Annotated in this window: 10 protein-coding genes; 3 read left to right on the forward strand and 7 right to left on the reverse strand. The window is 70.8% G+C overall.

Going from position 1 to position 17,138, the window contains the following annotated elements; translation table 11 throughout:
* Positions 1-9: 9 nt before the first annotated feature.
* The 7 genes from AC3WXD_RS25015 to AC3WXD_RS25045 form a co-directional block, all read right to left on the reverse strand.
* Positions 10-1,098, reverse strand: a complete 1,089-nt coding sequence (locus AC3WXD_RS25015; RefSeq protein WP_454732152.1) for a sensor histidine kinase — start codon at positions 1,096-1,098, stop codon at positions 10-12.
* 156 nt (positions 1,099-1,254) lie between these two features.
* The gene (locus AC3WXD_RS25020; protein WP_492324885.1) at positions 1,255-3,576 is read right to left on the reverse strand and encodes a DUF3141 domain-containing protein; all 2,322 of its coding nucleotides are present in this window, start codon (positions 3,574-3,576) and stop codon (positions 1,255-1,257) included.
* An 89-nt stretch (positions 3,577-3,665) separates the two neighbouring features.
* The gene (locus AC3WXD_RS25025) at positions 3,666-4,808 is read right to left on the reverse strand and encodes an ABC transporter permease (protein WP_043365725.1); all 1,143 of its coding nucleotides are present in this window, start codon (positions 4,806-4,808) and stop codon (positions 3,666-3,668) included.
* Positions 4,809-4,876: 68 nt separating this feature from the next.
* Complete coding sequence (gene rbbA, locus AC3WXD_RS25030) at positions 4,877-7,648, reverse strand: ribosome-associated ATPase/putative transporter RbbA (RefSeq protein ID WP_020201672.1); 2,772 nt, start codon at positions 7,646-7,648, stop codon at positions 4,877-4,879.
* Positions 7,649-7,651: 3 nt separating this feature from the next.
* Positions 7,652-8,722, reverse strand: a complete 1,071-nt coding sequence (locus AC3WXD_RS25035) for an HlyD family secretion protein (protein WP_020201673.1) — start codon at positions 8,720-8,722, stop codon at positions 7,652-7,654.
* 16 nt (positions 8,723-8,738) lie between these two features.
* Entirely contained in the window at positions 8,739-10,232 is a 1,494-nt protein-coding gene (locus tag AC3WXD_RS25040) for an efflux transporter outer membrane subunit (RefSeq protein WP_052165800.1), read from the reverse strand.
* Between the two features lie 640 nt (positions 10,233-10,872).
* The gene (locus AC3WXD_RS25045; RefSeq protein ID WP_020201675.1) at positions 10,873-11,727 is read right to left on the reverse strand and encodes an AraC family transcriptional regulator; all 855 of its coding nucleotides are present in this window, start codon (positions 11,725-11,727) and stop codon (positions 10,873-10,875) included.
* Positions 11,728-11,910: 183 nt separating this feature from the next.
* On the opposite strand from AC3WXD_RS25045, the gene AC3WXD_RS25050 reads away from it, so the two are divergent.
* The 3 genes from AC3WXD_RS25050 to AC3WXD_RS25060 all read left to right on the forward strand — a co-directional run bounded on the left by AC3WXD_RS25050 (position 11,911) and on the right by AC3WXD_RS25060 (position 17,126).
* A complete protein-coding gene (locus AC3WXD_RS25050) occupies positions 11,911-12,948 on the forward strand; it encodes an alpha/beta hydrolase (RefSeq protein WP_492324886.1) in 1,038 nt (345 codons plus the stop codon).
* A gap of 365 nt (positions 12,949-13,313) precedes the next feature.
* Positions 13,314-14,324, forward strand: coding sequence for a sensor domain-containing diguanylate cyclase (locus AC3WXD_RS25055; protein WP_454732155.1), 1,011 nt, complete (start codon positions 13,314-13,316; stop codon positions 14,322-14,324).
* 162 nt (positions 14,325-14,486) lie between these two features.
* A complete protein-coding gene (locus tag AC3WXD_RS25060; RefSeq protein ID WP_454732156.1) occupies positions 14,487-17,126 on the forward strand; it encodes a sensor domain-containing protein in 2,640 nt (879 codons plus the stop codon).
* Positions 17,127-17,138: the final 12 nt, after the last annotated feature.

The following is a 17,138-nucleotide window of genomic DNA, read 5'->3' on the forward strand; positions in this document are numbered from 1 at the left end:
GTGGAGAGTTCAGGGCAGCGGCAGGCGCACGGTGGCGAGCGTGCCGCCGGCGCCGTCGGCGGCATTGTCGAGCGTGAAGCCGGCGCGGCTGCCGTACAGCTGGACCAGGCGCTCGCGCACCTGCGCGGTGCCGAAGCACGATGCGCCCGGCGCCGGCGCGAGCGGCGTCACGCGCAGCCCGATGCCGGTGTCGCGCACGGTGAGCACCAGCGCGCTGCCGTCCCGGCGCGCGGCGAGGCGGATCTCGCCGCCGTCGAGCTTGGGCTCGAGGCCGTGCCTGATGGCGTTCTCCACCAGCGGCTGGAGCAGCAGCGGCGGCACCGGCAGGCCGGCGAGCTCGGGCGGCAGGTCCAGCGCGATGCGCAGGCGCGCGCCCATGCGCACCTGCATCAGGCCGAGGTAGTCCGCGATGCGCGCGAACTCCGACGACAGCGGATGCGGGCCGGAGCGCGACGCCTCCAGCGTGGCGCGCAGGAAGGCGATCAACTGGTTGAGCATGAGCTGGGCGCGCTGCGGGTCCTGGCCGATCAGCACGCGCAGGTTGCCCAGCGTGTTGAACAGCATGTGCGGCTCGAGCTGGGATTCCAGCAGGCGCAACTGGTTCTCGGCCGCGCTGCGCATGGCGGCCTGCTCGCGCGCGGCCATCGCGGCCAGGCGCCCCCGCGTGTAGAACACATAGCTGATGCCGAGCGACAGCGCCGCCACCACGATCGTGCTGACCATCAGCGCGCGCGGATTGCGCGCCAGCTCGGCGGGACTACCGCCGGTGCCGGTGAGCCACGCGGCCAGCGCGCTGCCGCCGAAATAGCCCAGGATGCCCGACACCAGCACCCACGGGAACATCAGCCGCCAGCCCGGCCAGGGCCGGCCGCCCGGCGCCGGCGCGTCCTGCCGGAAGCCGAGACGCAGCAGGCCGTGCCGGCCGGCCTGGATCAGCGCCTGGACCGTGGCGGTGATGCAGGCCGAATAGACCAGGTTGATGCCGAACGGCTCGCGGTACAGCGCGCTGAAGAACAGCGCGACGCCCAACGCCACCGGCACGCCGATGCGCAGTTCGCGCAGGAGCCAGTGCTTGGGGCGGGTGGTGGCAGCTTGCATCGGGGCGGCAGAGTGAATGCGGAATGCGGGGCTGGCTCAGCCGGCGGCGCCGGCCGGCGCCGCGCGCCACATCGCCAGCCCGCGTGCGAGGAAGATACCGCTAACCGCGCCGGAAGCAAAGCCGGCCGCGAGCACGATGCGCGCGACCAGCCAGCGCTACGCGCGCCGCCCCTTGGTCCCCGCGACCACCGGCGCGGGCCGCCGCGCCACGCGGCGCTTGGCCGGGGCCGGGACCGGCCCGGCGAGCGCGCGCGGCGCGCCGGCGTCCGCCGCCGCGCGGAACATGCCGAGCAGCCGCGCGAGGTCGCGCTGCTCGTCCGCTTCGAGCGGCACGGCGGTGGAGATGGTCTCGATGGTGTGCGTCATCTCGCGGATGCTGGCGGCGGGCGCGCCCGCGAGCATCGCCGGCACGGCGTCGATGGCCGCTTCCGGCGCGAGCCGGAGCAGGCTGGCCTGGCGCCGTACCATCTGCTTGAAGGCGGCCAGGCCTTCGGCGTTGTGCAGGCCGGGCCGGGCCTTGCCGTGCTGGGCGTCGTGCGCGGCGTGCAGCGAGCGCGCGAGGTTGAAGCGGCGCTCGTCCGCCTCGCCCTGCGAGTGGAGGATGTACAGCATGGCGCGCACGCCGGCTTCGAGCAGGCCGCCCTTGCCGATCTCGCCGCGCAGCTTTTCCATCTCCGCGGCGACGAAGGCGCGGTGTTCCGGCGTGGTGCCGGGATGCTGCCGCGCGGCCGCGCCGTCGGCGTGGTTCAGGCCGGCCAGCGCCTGCACCCACGGGTTGCCGTAGATGGCTTCGAAGGTCTTCTCGCAGGCGTCGTCGCGCACGTCGCGCCACTGGTCGAGCGCGGCCACGATGGCGTCGGACCAGACGTTCTGCATCAGCAGCAGCGGGTTGTCTTCCGGCACCGGCTCGCGCTGCTCGCGCACCTGTTCGGCCATCTGCGCGATGCCGCTGGCCAGCGGGCTGCGGTCCGACCACAGCTGGTAGGACACGCGCAGCGGCTGCAGCGCCTGCGTCCACCATGCCGACTGCGGCGTCACGCAGGCGCGCACCAGCGGCTGCAGTACGCTGCGGTACAGGCCGAGGTTGACCTCGGACACGCGCGCGGCGGTGGCGAAGCGCCAGTCGCTCTCGGTGTCGGGCTGCACGATCTTGCGCACGTCCTCGATGCCGCGCACCGCGATGGAGAGCATGTACGGGCCGTCGACCAGGCCGCCGCCCGGCGTGTCGGCGGTCTTGTCGTTGATCTGCGCCTGGTAGAGGCCGGCGGGCAGCACGTCGATCAGGTCGATGTTGCTGACGAACTCGCGGTGTTCCTTGCGCCCGGTGCTGCCCGAGACGAAGATGCCGAGATGGCCGATGCTGTCGTGCGTGGCGTAGACGATGGTCTGGTCGTGGCCGAGCACGTCGCCGTCGTCGCGGTACAGGTCGGTGATCCAGCCCAGCGCCTGCGGCGGCGGCGTGATGTTGTCGCCGTAGGAGCAGAACACCACGATCGGCGAGCGGATGTGGCGCAGGTCCAGCCGCGTACCGTCCGAGGTGATCAGCTCCGCGGTGGCGAGCTTGTTGCCGACGAACAGGTTGTCGACGATGTACTGCATCTCCACCGCGTTGAGGAAGACGTGGCCGCCCCAGTATTTCTCGAAGCCCAGGTAGCGCGGCGCCTCGGTGTCGACGTTGGCGTAGAGCTGGTACGACTTGCCCCACAGCGTGTTGGCCGGGTTGAGGTTCTCGAAGTTCTGCACCAGCCAGGCGCCGTCGAAGCGGCCGTTGCCGAGGTCGCCGGTCAGCGCGGTGAGCCAGCTCCCGCCGAGCAGCCCGCCGGAGTAGCGCATGGGGTTCCTGCCGCGCCAGCCGGCCCAGTACGACAGCGGCGCGCCGGCCAGGATGATGGGGCCGAACAGTTCCGGGCGCATGGCGGCGGTCATCATCACCTGCCAGCCGGCCTGGCAGTTGCCGATCACGGCCGGCTTGCCGATGCTGCCCGGATGCAGCGCGATCACCTTCTCCAGGAAGGCGGCTTCGGCCAGCATCACGTCTTCCACGGTCTGGCCCGGCACCGGGTCCGGCAGGAAGCCGATGAAGTAGCACGGGTGGCCGGTGCGCAGCGCGGCGCCGATCTCGCTGTCGCGCTTGAAGCCGCCGATGCCGGGGCCGTGCCCGGCGCGCGGGTCCACCACCACGAACGGGCGCTTGCCGGGCACGGTGGGCACGTCCTCGGGCGCGGCGATGCGCACCAGGCCGTAGTTGACCGGGCGCGGCAGCTCGCGGCCATCCATGATGATCTCGGCGGCGAAGTCCAGCACGTTGGGCACGGCCTCGGCCAGGTGGGCCTGGTACTGGTTGCCGCGCTGGCGCATCACGTCGGCGTACAGCACGCCGCGCTGCAGGGCATCGGTGACGTAGGCGGCGGCCGCGCCCCAGCCGAAGCCGGGATAGCGCGATGCGGGTTGCTGGCTGGCGTATTCCTTGGATGACATGGCGGTCTGGCTCCTGGAAGGCAACGCGCCGGGGACCTGCGCGAATGCGGTGAAAGCGGTGAAGGCGACGGATACGGCGGATGCCGGGTTCAGGCCATCTGGCTGATGGTCCTGCGGAACCGCCGCAATGAAATCACGAACAGCACGGCGCCGATGGCCAGCAGCGCGAGGAACTGCGGCCACACCACGCCGGGCCCCGCGCCGCGGAACAGGATGGCCTGGCTGAGCTCGACGAAATGCGTGGTGGGCGCGGCCAGCATCAGGTTCTGCACCAGCACCGGCATGCTCTCGCGCGGGGTGTTGCCGCCCGAGAGCATCTGCAGCGGCAGCAGCACCAGGATCAGCAGCATGCCGAACTGCGGCATGCTGCGCGCCAGCGTGGCGAGGAAGATGCCCATCGCGGTGGTGGCGAACAGGTGCAGCGCGGCGCCGGCGAGGAACAGCGCCACCGAGCCGCCGATCGGCACGTGCAGCGCGCCGTGCACGATCAGCAGCAGCGACAGCGCCGCGGCGACCAGCACCACCAGCCCCATCGACCACACCTTGGCCAGCATGATCTGCGCGGGCGTGACAGGCATCACCAGCAGGTGCTCGATGGTGCCGTGCTCGCGCTCGCGGATCAGCGCGGCGCCGGTCAGGATGATCGACAGCATGGTGATGTTGTTGACCACCTGCATCAGCGCGCCGAACCACGCCTGCGTCAGCGTGGGGTTGAAGCGCACGCGCACGGCCAGGTCCACCGGCAGCACCGCCGTGTCGCGGTAGCGCTGCAGGAACTCGCGCACCTCGCCCGAGACGATCTGCTGCACGTAGCCGTTGCCGGTGAACGCCTGGCTCATGCGGGTGGCGTCCACGTTGAGCTGCACCACGGCCGCGCGCCCGCCCAGCAGGTCGCGCTGGAAGTTGGGCGGGATGTTGAGCGCGAAGGTGTAGTCGCCGGCGTCCATGCCGGCGTCCTCGGCCGACGAGGTGATCATGCGCGGCGGCGTGAACTGCGGCGGGAAGAACGCCGAGGCGATGCGCGCCGATAGCGGCGAGTGGTCCTCGTCGACGATGGCGATCGGCGCCAGGTGCAGCGTGTCGGGCTGCGCGGTGGCGGCGGAGTAGACCGAGGCGGTGAAGGTGTAGACGATCAGCACCAGCATCGTCAGGTCGCGCGCCAGGCTCCACAGCTCCTTGCAGCCGAGCCGGTAGACGTTGACCAGCATGCGCAGCCACCGCTGCCCGCGCATGCCGGCCGGCCCGGCCGCCGGCGCTGCGGCCCGGGTGCCCGTGGCGGATGCGTTCGGCGTCGGCGCCATCACTTCTCCTGCTTGTCGAGCAGCATGATCGTGGCGCCGAGGATCACCGGCACCGACACCAGCAGCGGCCAGAAGGCGGCGTGCAGGTCGGCGAAGCCCAGCGCCTTGTTGAACACGCCGCGGCTGATGATGAGCATGTAGGTGGCGGGATAGAGCTCGCCGATCAGGCGCGCGCTGCCCTCCATCGAGGACACCGGCGTGAGCATGCCGGCGAACTGGATCGCGGGGATCATGGTGCCGATGATGGCGAAGAACATCGCCGCGATCTGGCTGCGCGTGAAGGTCGAGGCCAGCAGCCCGATGCCGGTGGCCACCACGTTGAATATCAGCACGGCCGCCAGCAGCGCGAGGAAGTTGCCCTTGACCGGCACGCCGAACACGGTCACGGCCAGCAGCGCCATAAGCAGGAAGTTGAGCATGGCCAGCAGCACGTAGGGCAGCTGCTTGCCGATCAGGAACTCGGCGCGCGTGACCGGCGTGACGTACAGGTTGAGGATGGAGCCGAGCTCCTTCTCGCGCACCACCGACAGCGCGGTGAGCATGGCCGGCAGCATCAGCAGCAGCAGCGGGACCACCGCCGGCACCATCGCGGGCAGGCTCTTGACGTCGGGGTTGTAGCGGTAGCGCGTCTCGATCGAGAAACCCGGCGCGGCGCGCTGGCCGAGCCGCTCGCGCGCCTGCGTCTCGAGCCAGTTCTGGTGCATGCCCTGCACGTAGCCCTGCACGGTCTCCGCGCGCGAGGGCATGGCGCCGTCGATCCACGCGCCCACCTGCACCGCCTTGCCGCGCGCCGCGTCGCGCGCGAAGCCGGGCGGGATCTCGATGGCCAGCGACAGCTCGCCGCTGCGCATGCGGCGGTCCAGGTCGTCGTAGTCGGTGATGGGCGCGTGCTCGATGAAGTAGCGCGAGCCGGCGATGTTGAGCGCGTAGTTCTGGCTCAGCGTGGTCTGGTCGCGGTCGAGCACGGCGTAGCGCAGGTCTTCCACGTCCATGCTGATGCCGTAGCCCATCACGAACATCAGCACCACCGAGCCCACCAGCGCCAGCGTGGCGCGCACCGGGTCGCGGCGCAGCTCCAGCGTTTCGCGCCACAGGTAGCTGATCATGCGGGCCGGCGAGAACCAGAGGCGCCGGGCCGGCGCCGCGGCGGGCGAGGCCGGTGCGGTCACGGAGTCGGCCGCCGAATCGAGTACCGGCGCGGCAGCCTGCGCCTCGGCCGGCGCGCCGCCGCCGGCTTCCACCAGGTAGTCGATGAAGGCGTCTTCCAGCGTGGCCGCGCCGCGGTCGCTGACGATGCGCGCGGGCGGGTTGCTGACCAGCACCTTGCCGGCGTGCATGAGCGAGATGCGGTCGCAGCGCGCGGCCTCGTTCATGAAGTGGGTGGAGATGAAGATGGTGACGTGGTCCTGCCGCGACAGCGCGATCAGCAGGCGCCAGAAGCTGTCGCGCGCCACCGGGTCCACGCCCGAGGTCGGCTCGTCGAGGATCAGCAGCTCCGGCTTGTGCACCATCGCCACGGCCAGCGAAAGGCGCTGGCGCATGCCCAGCGGCAGGCTGTCCGGCAGGCTGCCGAGCACGTCGCCGAGCGCGAAGCGCGCCACCATCTCGTCCACGCGCGCGGGCACCTCCTCCTCGGGCACGTGGAACAGGCGCGCGTGCAGCACCAGGTTCTGCTGCACGGTGAGCTCGCTGTAGAGCGAGAACGCCTGCGACATGTAGCCCACGCGGCGGCGCGTGTCGATGTCGCGCGGGTCCACCTCGTTGCCGAACAGCCAGGCCTGCCCTTCGCTGGCCGGCAGCAGGCCGGTGAGCATCTTCATGGTGGTGGACTTGCCGCAGCCGTTGGAGCCGAGGAAGCCGAAGATCTCGCCGCGGCGGATGCGGAAGTCGACGTGGTCCACCGCGACGAAATCGCCGAAGCGCATGGTCAGGCCCCTGGCCTCGATGGCCACGGGCGTGTCGTCGCCGATGCGCAGCGGCGCGATCTCCACCGGCTGGTAGCCGCGCTTCTTGTCGTCCGGCAGCAGGCCGACGAAGGCAGATTCCAGGTCCGCCGCGCCGGTGCGCGCGAGCAGCTCCGCCGGCGTGCCGGTGGCGAGCACCTTGCCGGCGTCCATCGCCACCAGCCAGTCGAAGCGCTGCGCCTCGTCCATGTAGGCGGTGGCCACCAGCACGCTCATGCCGGGCCGCTCGCGGCGGATGCGCGCGATCAGGTCCCAGAACTGCGCGCGCGCGAGCGGGTCCACGCCGGTGGTGGGCTCGTCGAGGATCAGCAGGTCGGGGTCGTGGATCAGCGCGCAGCACAGGCCGAGCTTCTGCTTCATGCCGCCCGAGAGCTTGCCCGCGGGCCGCGCCAGGAACGCGTGCAGGCCGGTGCTGCGGGTGAGGTCGTCGATGCGGCGGCGGCGCTCGGCGGCGTCATGGCCGAACAGGCGCGCGAAGAACTGCAGGTTCTCTTCCACCGACAAGGTGGGATACAGGTTCTTGCCCAGCCCCTGCGGCATGTAGGCGATGCGCGGGCAGACCGCGTCGCGGTGCGCGCGGCTGGCCATGTCGCCGCCGAGCGCGTGCACGGTGCCGTCCTGCACGGCGCGCGCGCCGGCCACCAGCGCCAGCAGGCTCGACTTGCCCACGCCGTCCGGCCCGATCAGGCCGATCATGCGGTCGGCCGGAATGTCGAGGTCGACGCGGTCGAGCGCCACGGTCTTGCGTCCATAGCGCAACGAGACGCCGGCCAGGCGCACGACGGCGGGAACGCGCCCGTCGGCCATCGCCTACTCCGGCACCGTGACCGCGAGGCTGGCCGGCCAGGCCACCTTCGGGTCCACGCGCACCCAGGCCACGCCGGGCAGGCCGGTCTTGACCAGCTTGAGGTGCTTCTGCAGCAGCTCGCGGCTGATCTGCGCCTTGACGCGGAACATCAGCTTCTGGCGCTCGCTGGCGGTCTCCACGGTCTTGGGCGTGAACTGCGCGGTGCTGGAGACGAACGAGATGGTGGCCGGGATCACGTACTGCGGCGCGGCGTCCAGCACGATGCGCGCCTCCGAGCCCATCGCCAGCCTGCCGGCCTGCGCCTCGGGCAGGAACAGCGTCATGTAGACGTCGGACAGGTCGACCAGGTTGAGCACCTTGCCGCCGGCGGCCAGCACTTCGCCGGGCTGCGCCACGCGGTATTGCACGCGGCCGTCGCGCGGCGCCTTGAGCTCGCTGTCGGTGATGTCGGCCTCGATGCGGTTGATGGTGGCCTGGGTGGCTTCCACCGTGGAGCGCGCGCCGACCACCTGGGCGCGGGCCGCTTCCACCGCGGACTGCGCCGCCGCCACCTGCGCGCGGGCCGCCGCCACCGCGGCGCGCGCGCTGCGGGCGCGGGCGCGGTCGTCGTCGAGCTCCTGGATCGAGGAGGCGCCTTCCTTCGACAGCGTCTCCGAGCGCGACAGCCGGCGCTCGGCCGCGTCCAGCTCGGCCTCGCGCTGCGCCAGCAGCGCTTCCGAGGTGGCCTTGTCGCTCAGGCGCGCGGCGGCCTGCGCCTCGGCCGCGGCCACGCTGTTGATGGCCTGCTGGTGCTGCGCGCGCGCTTCGTCGCGCTGGGCCTGCAGCACCTGCACCTGCATGCGCGCCAGCGGCTGGCCGGCTTTGACGAAATCGCCCTCGAAGACCAGGATGTCGTCCACGCGGCCGGCCAGCTTGGTGGCCACGTCGACCTCGGTGGCCTCGATGCGGCCGTTGCCGCTGGTGAAGCCGGGGCCTGGGCCGGTGTCCCGGAGCGAGGTCCAGGCGTACCAGCCGCCGGCGGCGGCGGCCAGCGCGATCAGGACGGGAACCAGCTTCTTGGCGGGAAATTTCATCGGGAATGACCTTGGCTCATTGCGGGGGAGGCGCGGGCGCGGGCGCGGACCGGGCGGCGTCGACGGCGGTGCCGCCGCCGCCCAGCGCCGCATAGAGGCTGACGCGGCTGGCCAGCAGCGCGCGGCGCGACTGCACGGCCTGCTGCTCGACGGCGAGCAGGTCGCGCTCGGCGTCCAGCACTTCGAGGAAAGCGGCGGCGCCGTGGTCGTAGCGCAGCTTGGCCAGGCGCGCGCGCTCGGCCTGCGCGGCCTGGGTGGCCTGCAGGATGTCCACCTGCTCGGCCAGCCAGCGGCGCGCGGACAGCGCATCGGCCACGTCGCGGAAGGCGCCCTGGATGGTGCGCTCGTACTGCGCCACGGCCTCGGCGCGCTGTGCCTCGGTCAGCGCGAGGTTGGCGCGCAGGCGGCCGCCCTGGAAGATCGGCAGCGTGATGCTCGGCGCGAAATTCCACGCCAGGCTGCCGCCGCGGAACAGGCCGCTGAGGTCCGCGCTGGCGGTGGCGAGCGAGCCGGTCAGCGTGATCTGCGGAAAGAAGGCCGCGCGCGCCGCGCCGATGTTGGCATTGGCCGCGCGCAGCTGGTGCTCGGCGGCGACGATGTCGGGCCGGTTCTCCAGCAGCGCGGACGGCAGGCCCGGCGCCAGCTCGCGCATCAGCTCGGCGTCGTCGATCAGGCCGGTGGCGGGCGCCATGTCCACGGGCCGGCCCACCAGCAGCTCGAGCGCGTGCGCCTGCGCGGCGCGCTCCTGCTCGAGCTGCGCGGCCAGCGTGCGCGCCTGCTGCCACAGCGTGGTGACTTCGGTCAGCTCCAGCCGGGAGGCGGAGCCGACCTGCTCGCGCCGGCGGAAGATGCGCAGCGACTCGGCGCGGCTGTCGATGGTGCGCCGGGCCAGCATGATGCGCTCGTCCAGCTCGCGCAGCGCCAGGTAGGTCTGCGCGACCTGGGTGATCAGCCCTTGCCCGACCGCGCGCTGCGAGGCCTCGCTGGCGAGATAGCTGTCCAGCGCGGCGTCCTTGAGGTTGCGCACGCGGCCCCAGAAATCGAGTTCCCACGGGCTCAGCGCCAGGCCGACCTGGTACTGGCTGCTGATGACCGGGCGGCCGGTGAGGTTGAGGTCGCCGGGCACGCGCTGGCGCGTGTCCCCGGCCACGCCGGCAAGCGACGGGAACAGATCGGCCCGCTGGATGCCGTAGGCCGCGTAGGCCTGCGCCACGCGCGCGGCGGCAACGCGCAGGTCGCGGTTGTTGTCGAGCGCCTGCGCGATCAGCTCGCGCAAGGTGGGATCGGCGAAATAGTCGCGCCAGTCCAGCGCGGCGGCACTGGCGGCGGCCGGCTGCGCGGCGGCGTCGGGCTCCCACGACGCGCGCACCGGCAACGGTGGCCGCGTGTCGGGCGGCGCCATCGAGATGCAGCCGCCCAGCAAGGCGGCGAGCGCCAACGCCCCGGCGCAAGCCAGGATTGGCCTGGGGGCGGGCAGGCGGGCTGATGTCAGGGCGGGGGCTGGTGGCATCGGTTCCGTTGGGTCCGCGCGGGGCGCGCCGCGGTATGCGATGCGCCCCGGGGACGGGTGGCATCCCCCTGTAGGGGATTGCCTCATTCTAGGGAAAACCCTCCGATACATATCTGATATGTATCAAATGCCACAGTCTTCCTTCGCGGAATCCGGGAGCCGGCGCGGCCCGGCGCTCAGGTTGTGGGCGACCCGGATTTACGGCATAATCGCCGGCTTAGCGCAGTGCTGGCCAGCCGGGTTTCCCGGCACGAGCCGCCGGCACCCACTCCGCCCGAGTGGTGAAATTGGTAGACGCAGGGGACTCAGACCAAATTTGAGCCCTCCGGGGGAAACTCCAGAGGTGAAGCCCGTCAAACTCGGTGAAGGCCCTGGACTCAGGTCCGAGCTAATGCCGAGCCAAGCCCGCGAACCGAAAGGTTCAAGGGAAGGTGTAGAGAGCAGACGGCGGGCACCTACGGTCGCAAGACTATGGTGAAGGCGTGCTCCAGACCACGAACGCCCTGCCTCGCGCAGGTCGGCGGCGAAAGCCGAAGTGGGAAGAAAATCCCCCGCCGCAAGGCGTGCCGGTTCGATTCCGGCCTCGGGCACCAATTCGGAAGCCGCCTCTGTTCACGCAGAGGCGGCTTTTTCGCTTTTTTCATTTCCCGGCCGGCTGGCCGGCGCCCGTCAACGCGGCCTGCATCCGCTTCCACTCGCGCGGCGAGCTTCCCGTCTGCGCCTTGAACGCGCGCGACAGCGCCGCTTCGCTGCCATAACCCACCTCGTCGGCAATCAGCCGCAGCGCATGGCCGCGATGCAGGGCCAGTTGCGCGAGGCTGATGCGCCAGCCCTGCAGGTATTGGCCCGGCGTCAAGCCGACGACTTCGTGGAACGTATTGGCAAACACCGTGCGCGACATGCCCGCGGCGCCGGCCAGCCCTTCCAGCGTCCACTCCCGCGCGGGTTTTTCGTGCATCGCCACTAGGGCATGGCGCAGCCGCGGATGCGACAGGCCCGCGAGCAGCCCGGCCCTGGCATGGCCATGCTCCATCAGGTGGCGAAGGATCTGGATCAGCACCACCTCGAACAGACGATCCAGCAGCGCCTGCCGGCCGCAGCGCTCGGCGAAGGCTTCGTCGAACAGCAGCGCCAGCACGTCCTTCGCCCCTTCGATCCAGTTCAACGGCAGGCACACGAACGCCGGCAGCGCGGCGCAGATCGGATGTGAAACGCCCCCCTCGAACTTCAGGTTGGCGCAGGCGAAATCCGCGCCGCGCGTCGCCTCGGTGATGAAGCGGTGCGACAGCGGGCGCGGATACAGCAAGAGGCTCGGCTCGCGCACGCGCGCGGCGACCTTGCCGTCGTTCACGACTTCCACCTCGCCCCAGCGCACCAGATGCAGCTGGCCGGTGTCCTCGGCGGTGAGGTCGCTGATGCCGCACAGCGCGCCGGTATTGAACACCTGCGCGGTGACGCTGAAACGCGCGAACAGCGCTTCGAGGCGGTCGACCATATCCGTACTCCAAGTCAATTTATCCGTACTTTATGGCACGTATCGTACCAAGAACGCGGGCAAAGTGGTACCTGCCAACCAGCACTCCCCAATGCTTCGGAGCGTGCCGGTGTCCACCGCAACGTCGGCGCGCCCCTGACGGCCGCCGAGCAAGCCACCTCTCACCGCACCAGGAGAATGACAATGAACATCCTCAAGAAAACCCGCGTGACCCGCATCGCCGCAGCCGCCGTGCTGATGGCCGCCGCATCCGCCGCCCTGGCCGGCAACGCCGGCGGCCCGCTGGTCGAAAGCCATGTGCAGGGCTTCCTCGACGCCCTCGCCAAGGGCGGTGGCCAGCCGATCGAGACCCTCGCGCCGGCCGATGCGCGCCAGGTGCTGCTCGGCGCGCAGAAAGGCGCCAAGCTGCCGCCGGCCGACGTGAGCGAAAAGACCATCAGCTACAACGGCCAGCCGCTGAAGCTGACCATCGTGCGCCCGCACGGCGCCAAAGGCGCGCTGCCGGGCTTCATGTTCTTCCACGGCGGCGGCTGGATCCTCGGCAGCTATCAGGACCACGAGCGCTTCGTCCGCGACCTCGTCGTCGATTCCGGACAGGAGGCGATCTTCGTGAACTACACCAGTTCGCCGGAAGCGCATTACCCGACCGCGATCGACCAGGAATACGCCGCCACCCAGTACGTGGACACGCACCGCAAGGAACTGGGCCTGGACGATCACGAACTGGCCGTGGTCGGCAACAGCGTCGGCGGCAATGCCGCGGCCGTGGTCGCGCTGAAGGCCAAGCTGGAAAACGGCCCCAAGCTGCGCTCGCAGATCCTGTTCTGGCCGGTGACGAACGCCAGCTTCGAGAACGCCTCGTATGACCAGTACGCCAACGGCTTCTTTCTCAGCAAGGGCATGATGAAGTGGTTCTGGGACGCCTACACCACCGACCCGAAGCAGCGCGCGGAAATCTACGCCTCGCCGCTGCTGGCCTCGCCCGAGCAGTTGAAGGGCCTGCCGCCGGCGCTGATCCAGACCGCCGAGAACGACGTGCTGCGCGACGAAGGCGAAGCCTATGCGCGCCACCTCGACCAGGCCGGCGTGCCGGTGGTGTCGGTGCGCTACAACGGCATGATCCATGACTACGGCCTGCTCAACGCGCTGGCCGACGTGCCGGCGGTGCGCTCGGCGCTGCATCAGGCCAGCGAGACATTGCGCTCGAGCCTGGCTCGCTGACCGGCACGCCCCGGCAACAGGCGACACAGGCAACAAGCAACAAGCGCCAAAGCGCAGCCTGGCCGGCTGCGCTTTGGCGTTTCGGGAACGGCGAGCCGGCCTGCGCGCACCGGAAACGGGCACGGAGCGCGTTGCCGCGCATGCCACCCCTCTTTCGTCGGGGTGGGAAATCGCGCAACAACGATGAATAAAGGGTAAACCCTTATATAATGGACGGCTTTGCTGGCCACGGCGACTGCCGCCGCCAGCCACGCCGCGCGCGACCCGCGCCGCGGCCCGAATGCCCTTGCCGCAGCCCCGTCCCAACATGACATGGCTGCGTTTTTTCTGGCCGACGCGGCCAGGACAAGAACATCATCGCCACCATGCCAGCCGCCGCCACGCCAGACACCGAGCAGGTCCGCATCAATACGCTGCGGGCGCTGCGGATCCTCGACACGCCGCCCGACGAGCGGTTCGACCGCCTGACCCGGCTCGCGCTGCGGCTGTTCGACGTGCCGATCGCGCTGGTGAGCTTCGTCGACGCCGAGCGGCAGTGGTACAAGTCCATCTCGGGCATCGCGTTCCGGGAAACGCCGCGCAGTTCGTCGATCTGCGCCCACGCGATCCTCGGCAACGACATCCTGGTCGTACCCGACACGCTGCGCGACGACCGCTTCAAGGACAATCCGTTCGTGACCGGCAAGCCGCACGTGCGCTTCTATGCCGGCTACCCGCTGTCGGCCTCCAATGGCAGCAAGCTGGGCACCTTGAGCGTGCTCGACGACCGGCCGCGCGATTTCGGCGAGGAGGACCGCTCCCTGCTGCGCGACCTGGGACGGATGGCGGAGCAGGAACTGCTGGCGGTGGAGCTGGCCACGCACGATCCGCTCACCGATCTCGCCAACCGGCTCGGCTTCGTGGCGCTTGCCGAGAACATGCTGACGACGTGCAGGCGCCTGCGCAAGCCGGCGTCGCTGTTTTTCTTCGACCTGGACAATTTCAAGCAGATCAACGACACCTTCGGCCACGCGGTCGGCGACCAGGCGCTGTCGCAATTCGCGGACGTACTGCGCGGCAGCCTGCGCGAAGGCGACATCATCGGCCGCCTCGGCGGCGACGAGTTCGTCATGCTGCTAGCCGGCGCGAACCGCGAGCAGTCCGACAAGATCGCCCGGCGCATCGAGCACCGCATCGCGGTGGAGAACCAGGGCGCCATGTGCCGCGGATACCGGCTGCAATACAGCGTCGGGCACATCGAGTTCGACGACAGGCGGCACGTCTCCGTCACCGACCTGCTTGCCGCGGCCGACGCCGCGATGTATGCCCACAAGCGCGCATCGCGGCGGGCGGCGCCGGCGGCGGCCGCGTGGCCCGCGCAAAGCATGACGGCCTAGGTCCGCGCGCGAACGCGCCGGCCCGGGCCCGGAACCGATTTCCCGCATCCCGTCACCGCGCCTGCCACAAGCAGCCGGTAACGTGCGATCCGCTTCTATCCGAAACGGCATCGCGACGATGTATCGCACCACCAGCGGTAAACACCAAAGTACCGACAGACGATGGAACCATGCCAGCATTGCTCCCCGGCCCACAAGGCCGGGCCGCCACCGGATTGGCCCGGCGAGCACACTACCGCCCGCGCCGGCTCGGCCGCGCTTCGCAACAGCCGGGAGAGCCTGGTCCCGCCCGGCGCGCCCGAACCCACGCTTGCCGGTTTCGCGCGGCAGGACTGGGATGCCCTCGACCCGTCGGTCCGGTGGGCCGCGGACCGGCGCGGCGCGCTCAGCCTGTTGCTGGACCCGGGCGACGGGATGGGCAGCGAAGCGGGCAATGAAAGCGATGACGAAAGCGGCGACGAAGCGGCCGGCTCGCCGCGCCAACGGCTGATCGGGCGGCGCTGGCGCGACCTGGTCCCGCGCGAAGACCATCCCATCATCGGGCGCGCGATCCGGCAGGCCCTGGCGAACGGGCGCCCGTTCGAGGTGCGCTGCCGCGTGGTTCTCGGCGACGGCGAAGCGCTGTGGTACCGCACGCGCGCGATCGCGCGCCGTGACAACGCCGGCCGCATCGCGAGCTGGCACGGCCGCAGCGAATGCATCCACGAGCGGATGCTGGCGGAAGCGGCATTGCGGGCCAGCGAGGAACACCACCGCTACACCGTGCAGCTCAATCCCGGCATGCCCTGGACCGCGTCGCCCGACGGCCTCGTCGAGGAAATCAGCCCGAAGTGGGTCGAGGTGACGGGACAGAGCGCGGAGGCCACGCGCGGCAACGGATGGGCGGACTCGCTCCACGCCGACGACATCGCCGCCGTCGTCGCCGCATGGCAGGCCGCGCTGCGCACCGGCGACCCGGTGGACATCGAATACCGCATCGAGACGCGCGACGGCGCCTACCGCTGGGTGCGGGCGCGCGCGCAGCCGCGCCGCGACGGCGCCGGCGAGATCGTGCGCTGGTACGGCACGCTCGAGGACATCGACGACCGCAAGGAAACCGAGAACGCGCTGCGCGAGAACGAGCAGCGCTTCCGCCTGGCCATCCAGGCGGCCGAGCTCGGCGTGTGGGACTACGACAAGCGCACCGGCCGCCAGGTCTGGTCCGACGAGCTGAAGGCGATCTTCGGCATCGCGAAGCACGAACAGCCGCAGGCCGATACCGCATGCAGGCTCATCCATCCCGACGACCGGGAGCTGCTCAAGTCCGCGCTGGCCGCGCCCGACGACGGCAGCCGGCAGCAGGAGTTCGATGCGCAGCTGCGCATCCGCCGTGCCGACGACGGCCGCGAGCGCTGGCTGCGAACCAAGGGATGGAAGACGTTCCGCCCCTGCGGCGAGATGGCGCGCGCGCTCGTGACGTTCCGCGACGTGACCGACGAGCAGACCGCCGACGAGCGCATCCGCTGGATGGCAACCCACGACGCCCTGACCCGGCTGCCCAATCGCGCGGCGTTCCAGCACGAGATGGAGCGCCTGATCAAGCGCAGCGGCAGCGATCCCGATGCCGGCCCCGCCATCCTGATCGTGGACGTCGACGATCTCAAGGAAACCAACGACCAGATCGGCCACGACGCCGGCGACGCCCTGCTGCGCGCGCTGGCGGACCGCCTGCGCGAGGTGCTGCCCGCCCGCGCCTTCATCGCGCGGCTCGGCGGCGACGAGTTCGGCATCGCGCTGCCGTTCGCCACCCGCGCCGACATCGCCAGCCTGGGCGCCGCCATCGGCACGCGCCTGCGGCAGCCGCTCAGCTACGCGCAGCGCATCCTCGACTGCCGCGCCAGCATCGGCGTGGCCTGCCACCCGGAACACGGCACCGGCGCGGCCGACCTGCTCAAGGCGGCCGACACGGCGCTGTACGCGGCCAAGACCGGCAACCGCGGCCACCTGGCCTTCTTCCATCCCGACATGCGCCGCAAGGCGCGCTGCCGCACGGAGATGATCAAGTGCGCGCGGCGCGCCGTCGACGAGAACCGCATCCGCCCGTACTACCAGCCGAAGGTCGATCTGCGCTCCGGCCGCGTGACCGGCTTCGAGGCGCTGCTGCGCTGGCACGCGGGCGACGAGCTGATGCTGCCGCCGGCCAGCATCGCCGCCGCCTTCGAGAACATGGAGCTCGCGGACGAGCTGCACGAGCGCATGTTCCGCAGCATCCTCGCCGACATGCACCGCTGGCTCGACGCCGGCCTGCGCTTCGGCCGCATCGCCATCAATGCCGCCGCGGCGCAGTTCGTCCACGACGACTTCGCCGAGCAGTTCCTGTCCCGGCTGGCGGCCGAGCGCATCCCGGCCGACCGCTTCGAGGTCGAGGTGACGGAGACGGTCTTCCTCGGGCGCAGCGCGGAGGGCGTCGGCCGCGCGCTGCGCATGCTCAGCGCCGAGGGCGTGCGCATCGCGCTCGACGATTTCGGCACCGGCTACGCCTCGCTGACCCACCTCCAGGCGCTCCCCGTCCACGTCATCAAGATAGACCGCAGTTTCATGGCGGATCTCGACGAGCGGACCGGCAACGCCGCCATCGTCGAGGCGGTGGTCACGCTCAGCCGCAAGCTGGGCATGGAAACCGTCGCCGAGGGCATCGAGCACGCCGGCCAGTACGACTTCCTGCGGCGCTGCGGCTGCAACATGGGCCAGGGATTCCTGTTCAGCCCGGCGATCCCCGCCGAGCGGGTGCCGGCCATGCTGCTGCAGACGTGGAGCGCATGACCCGCCTCGCGC

The sequence above is a fragment of the Cupriavidus sp. FW216-B1 genome (genome assembly GCF_058789195.1).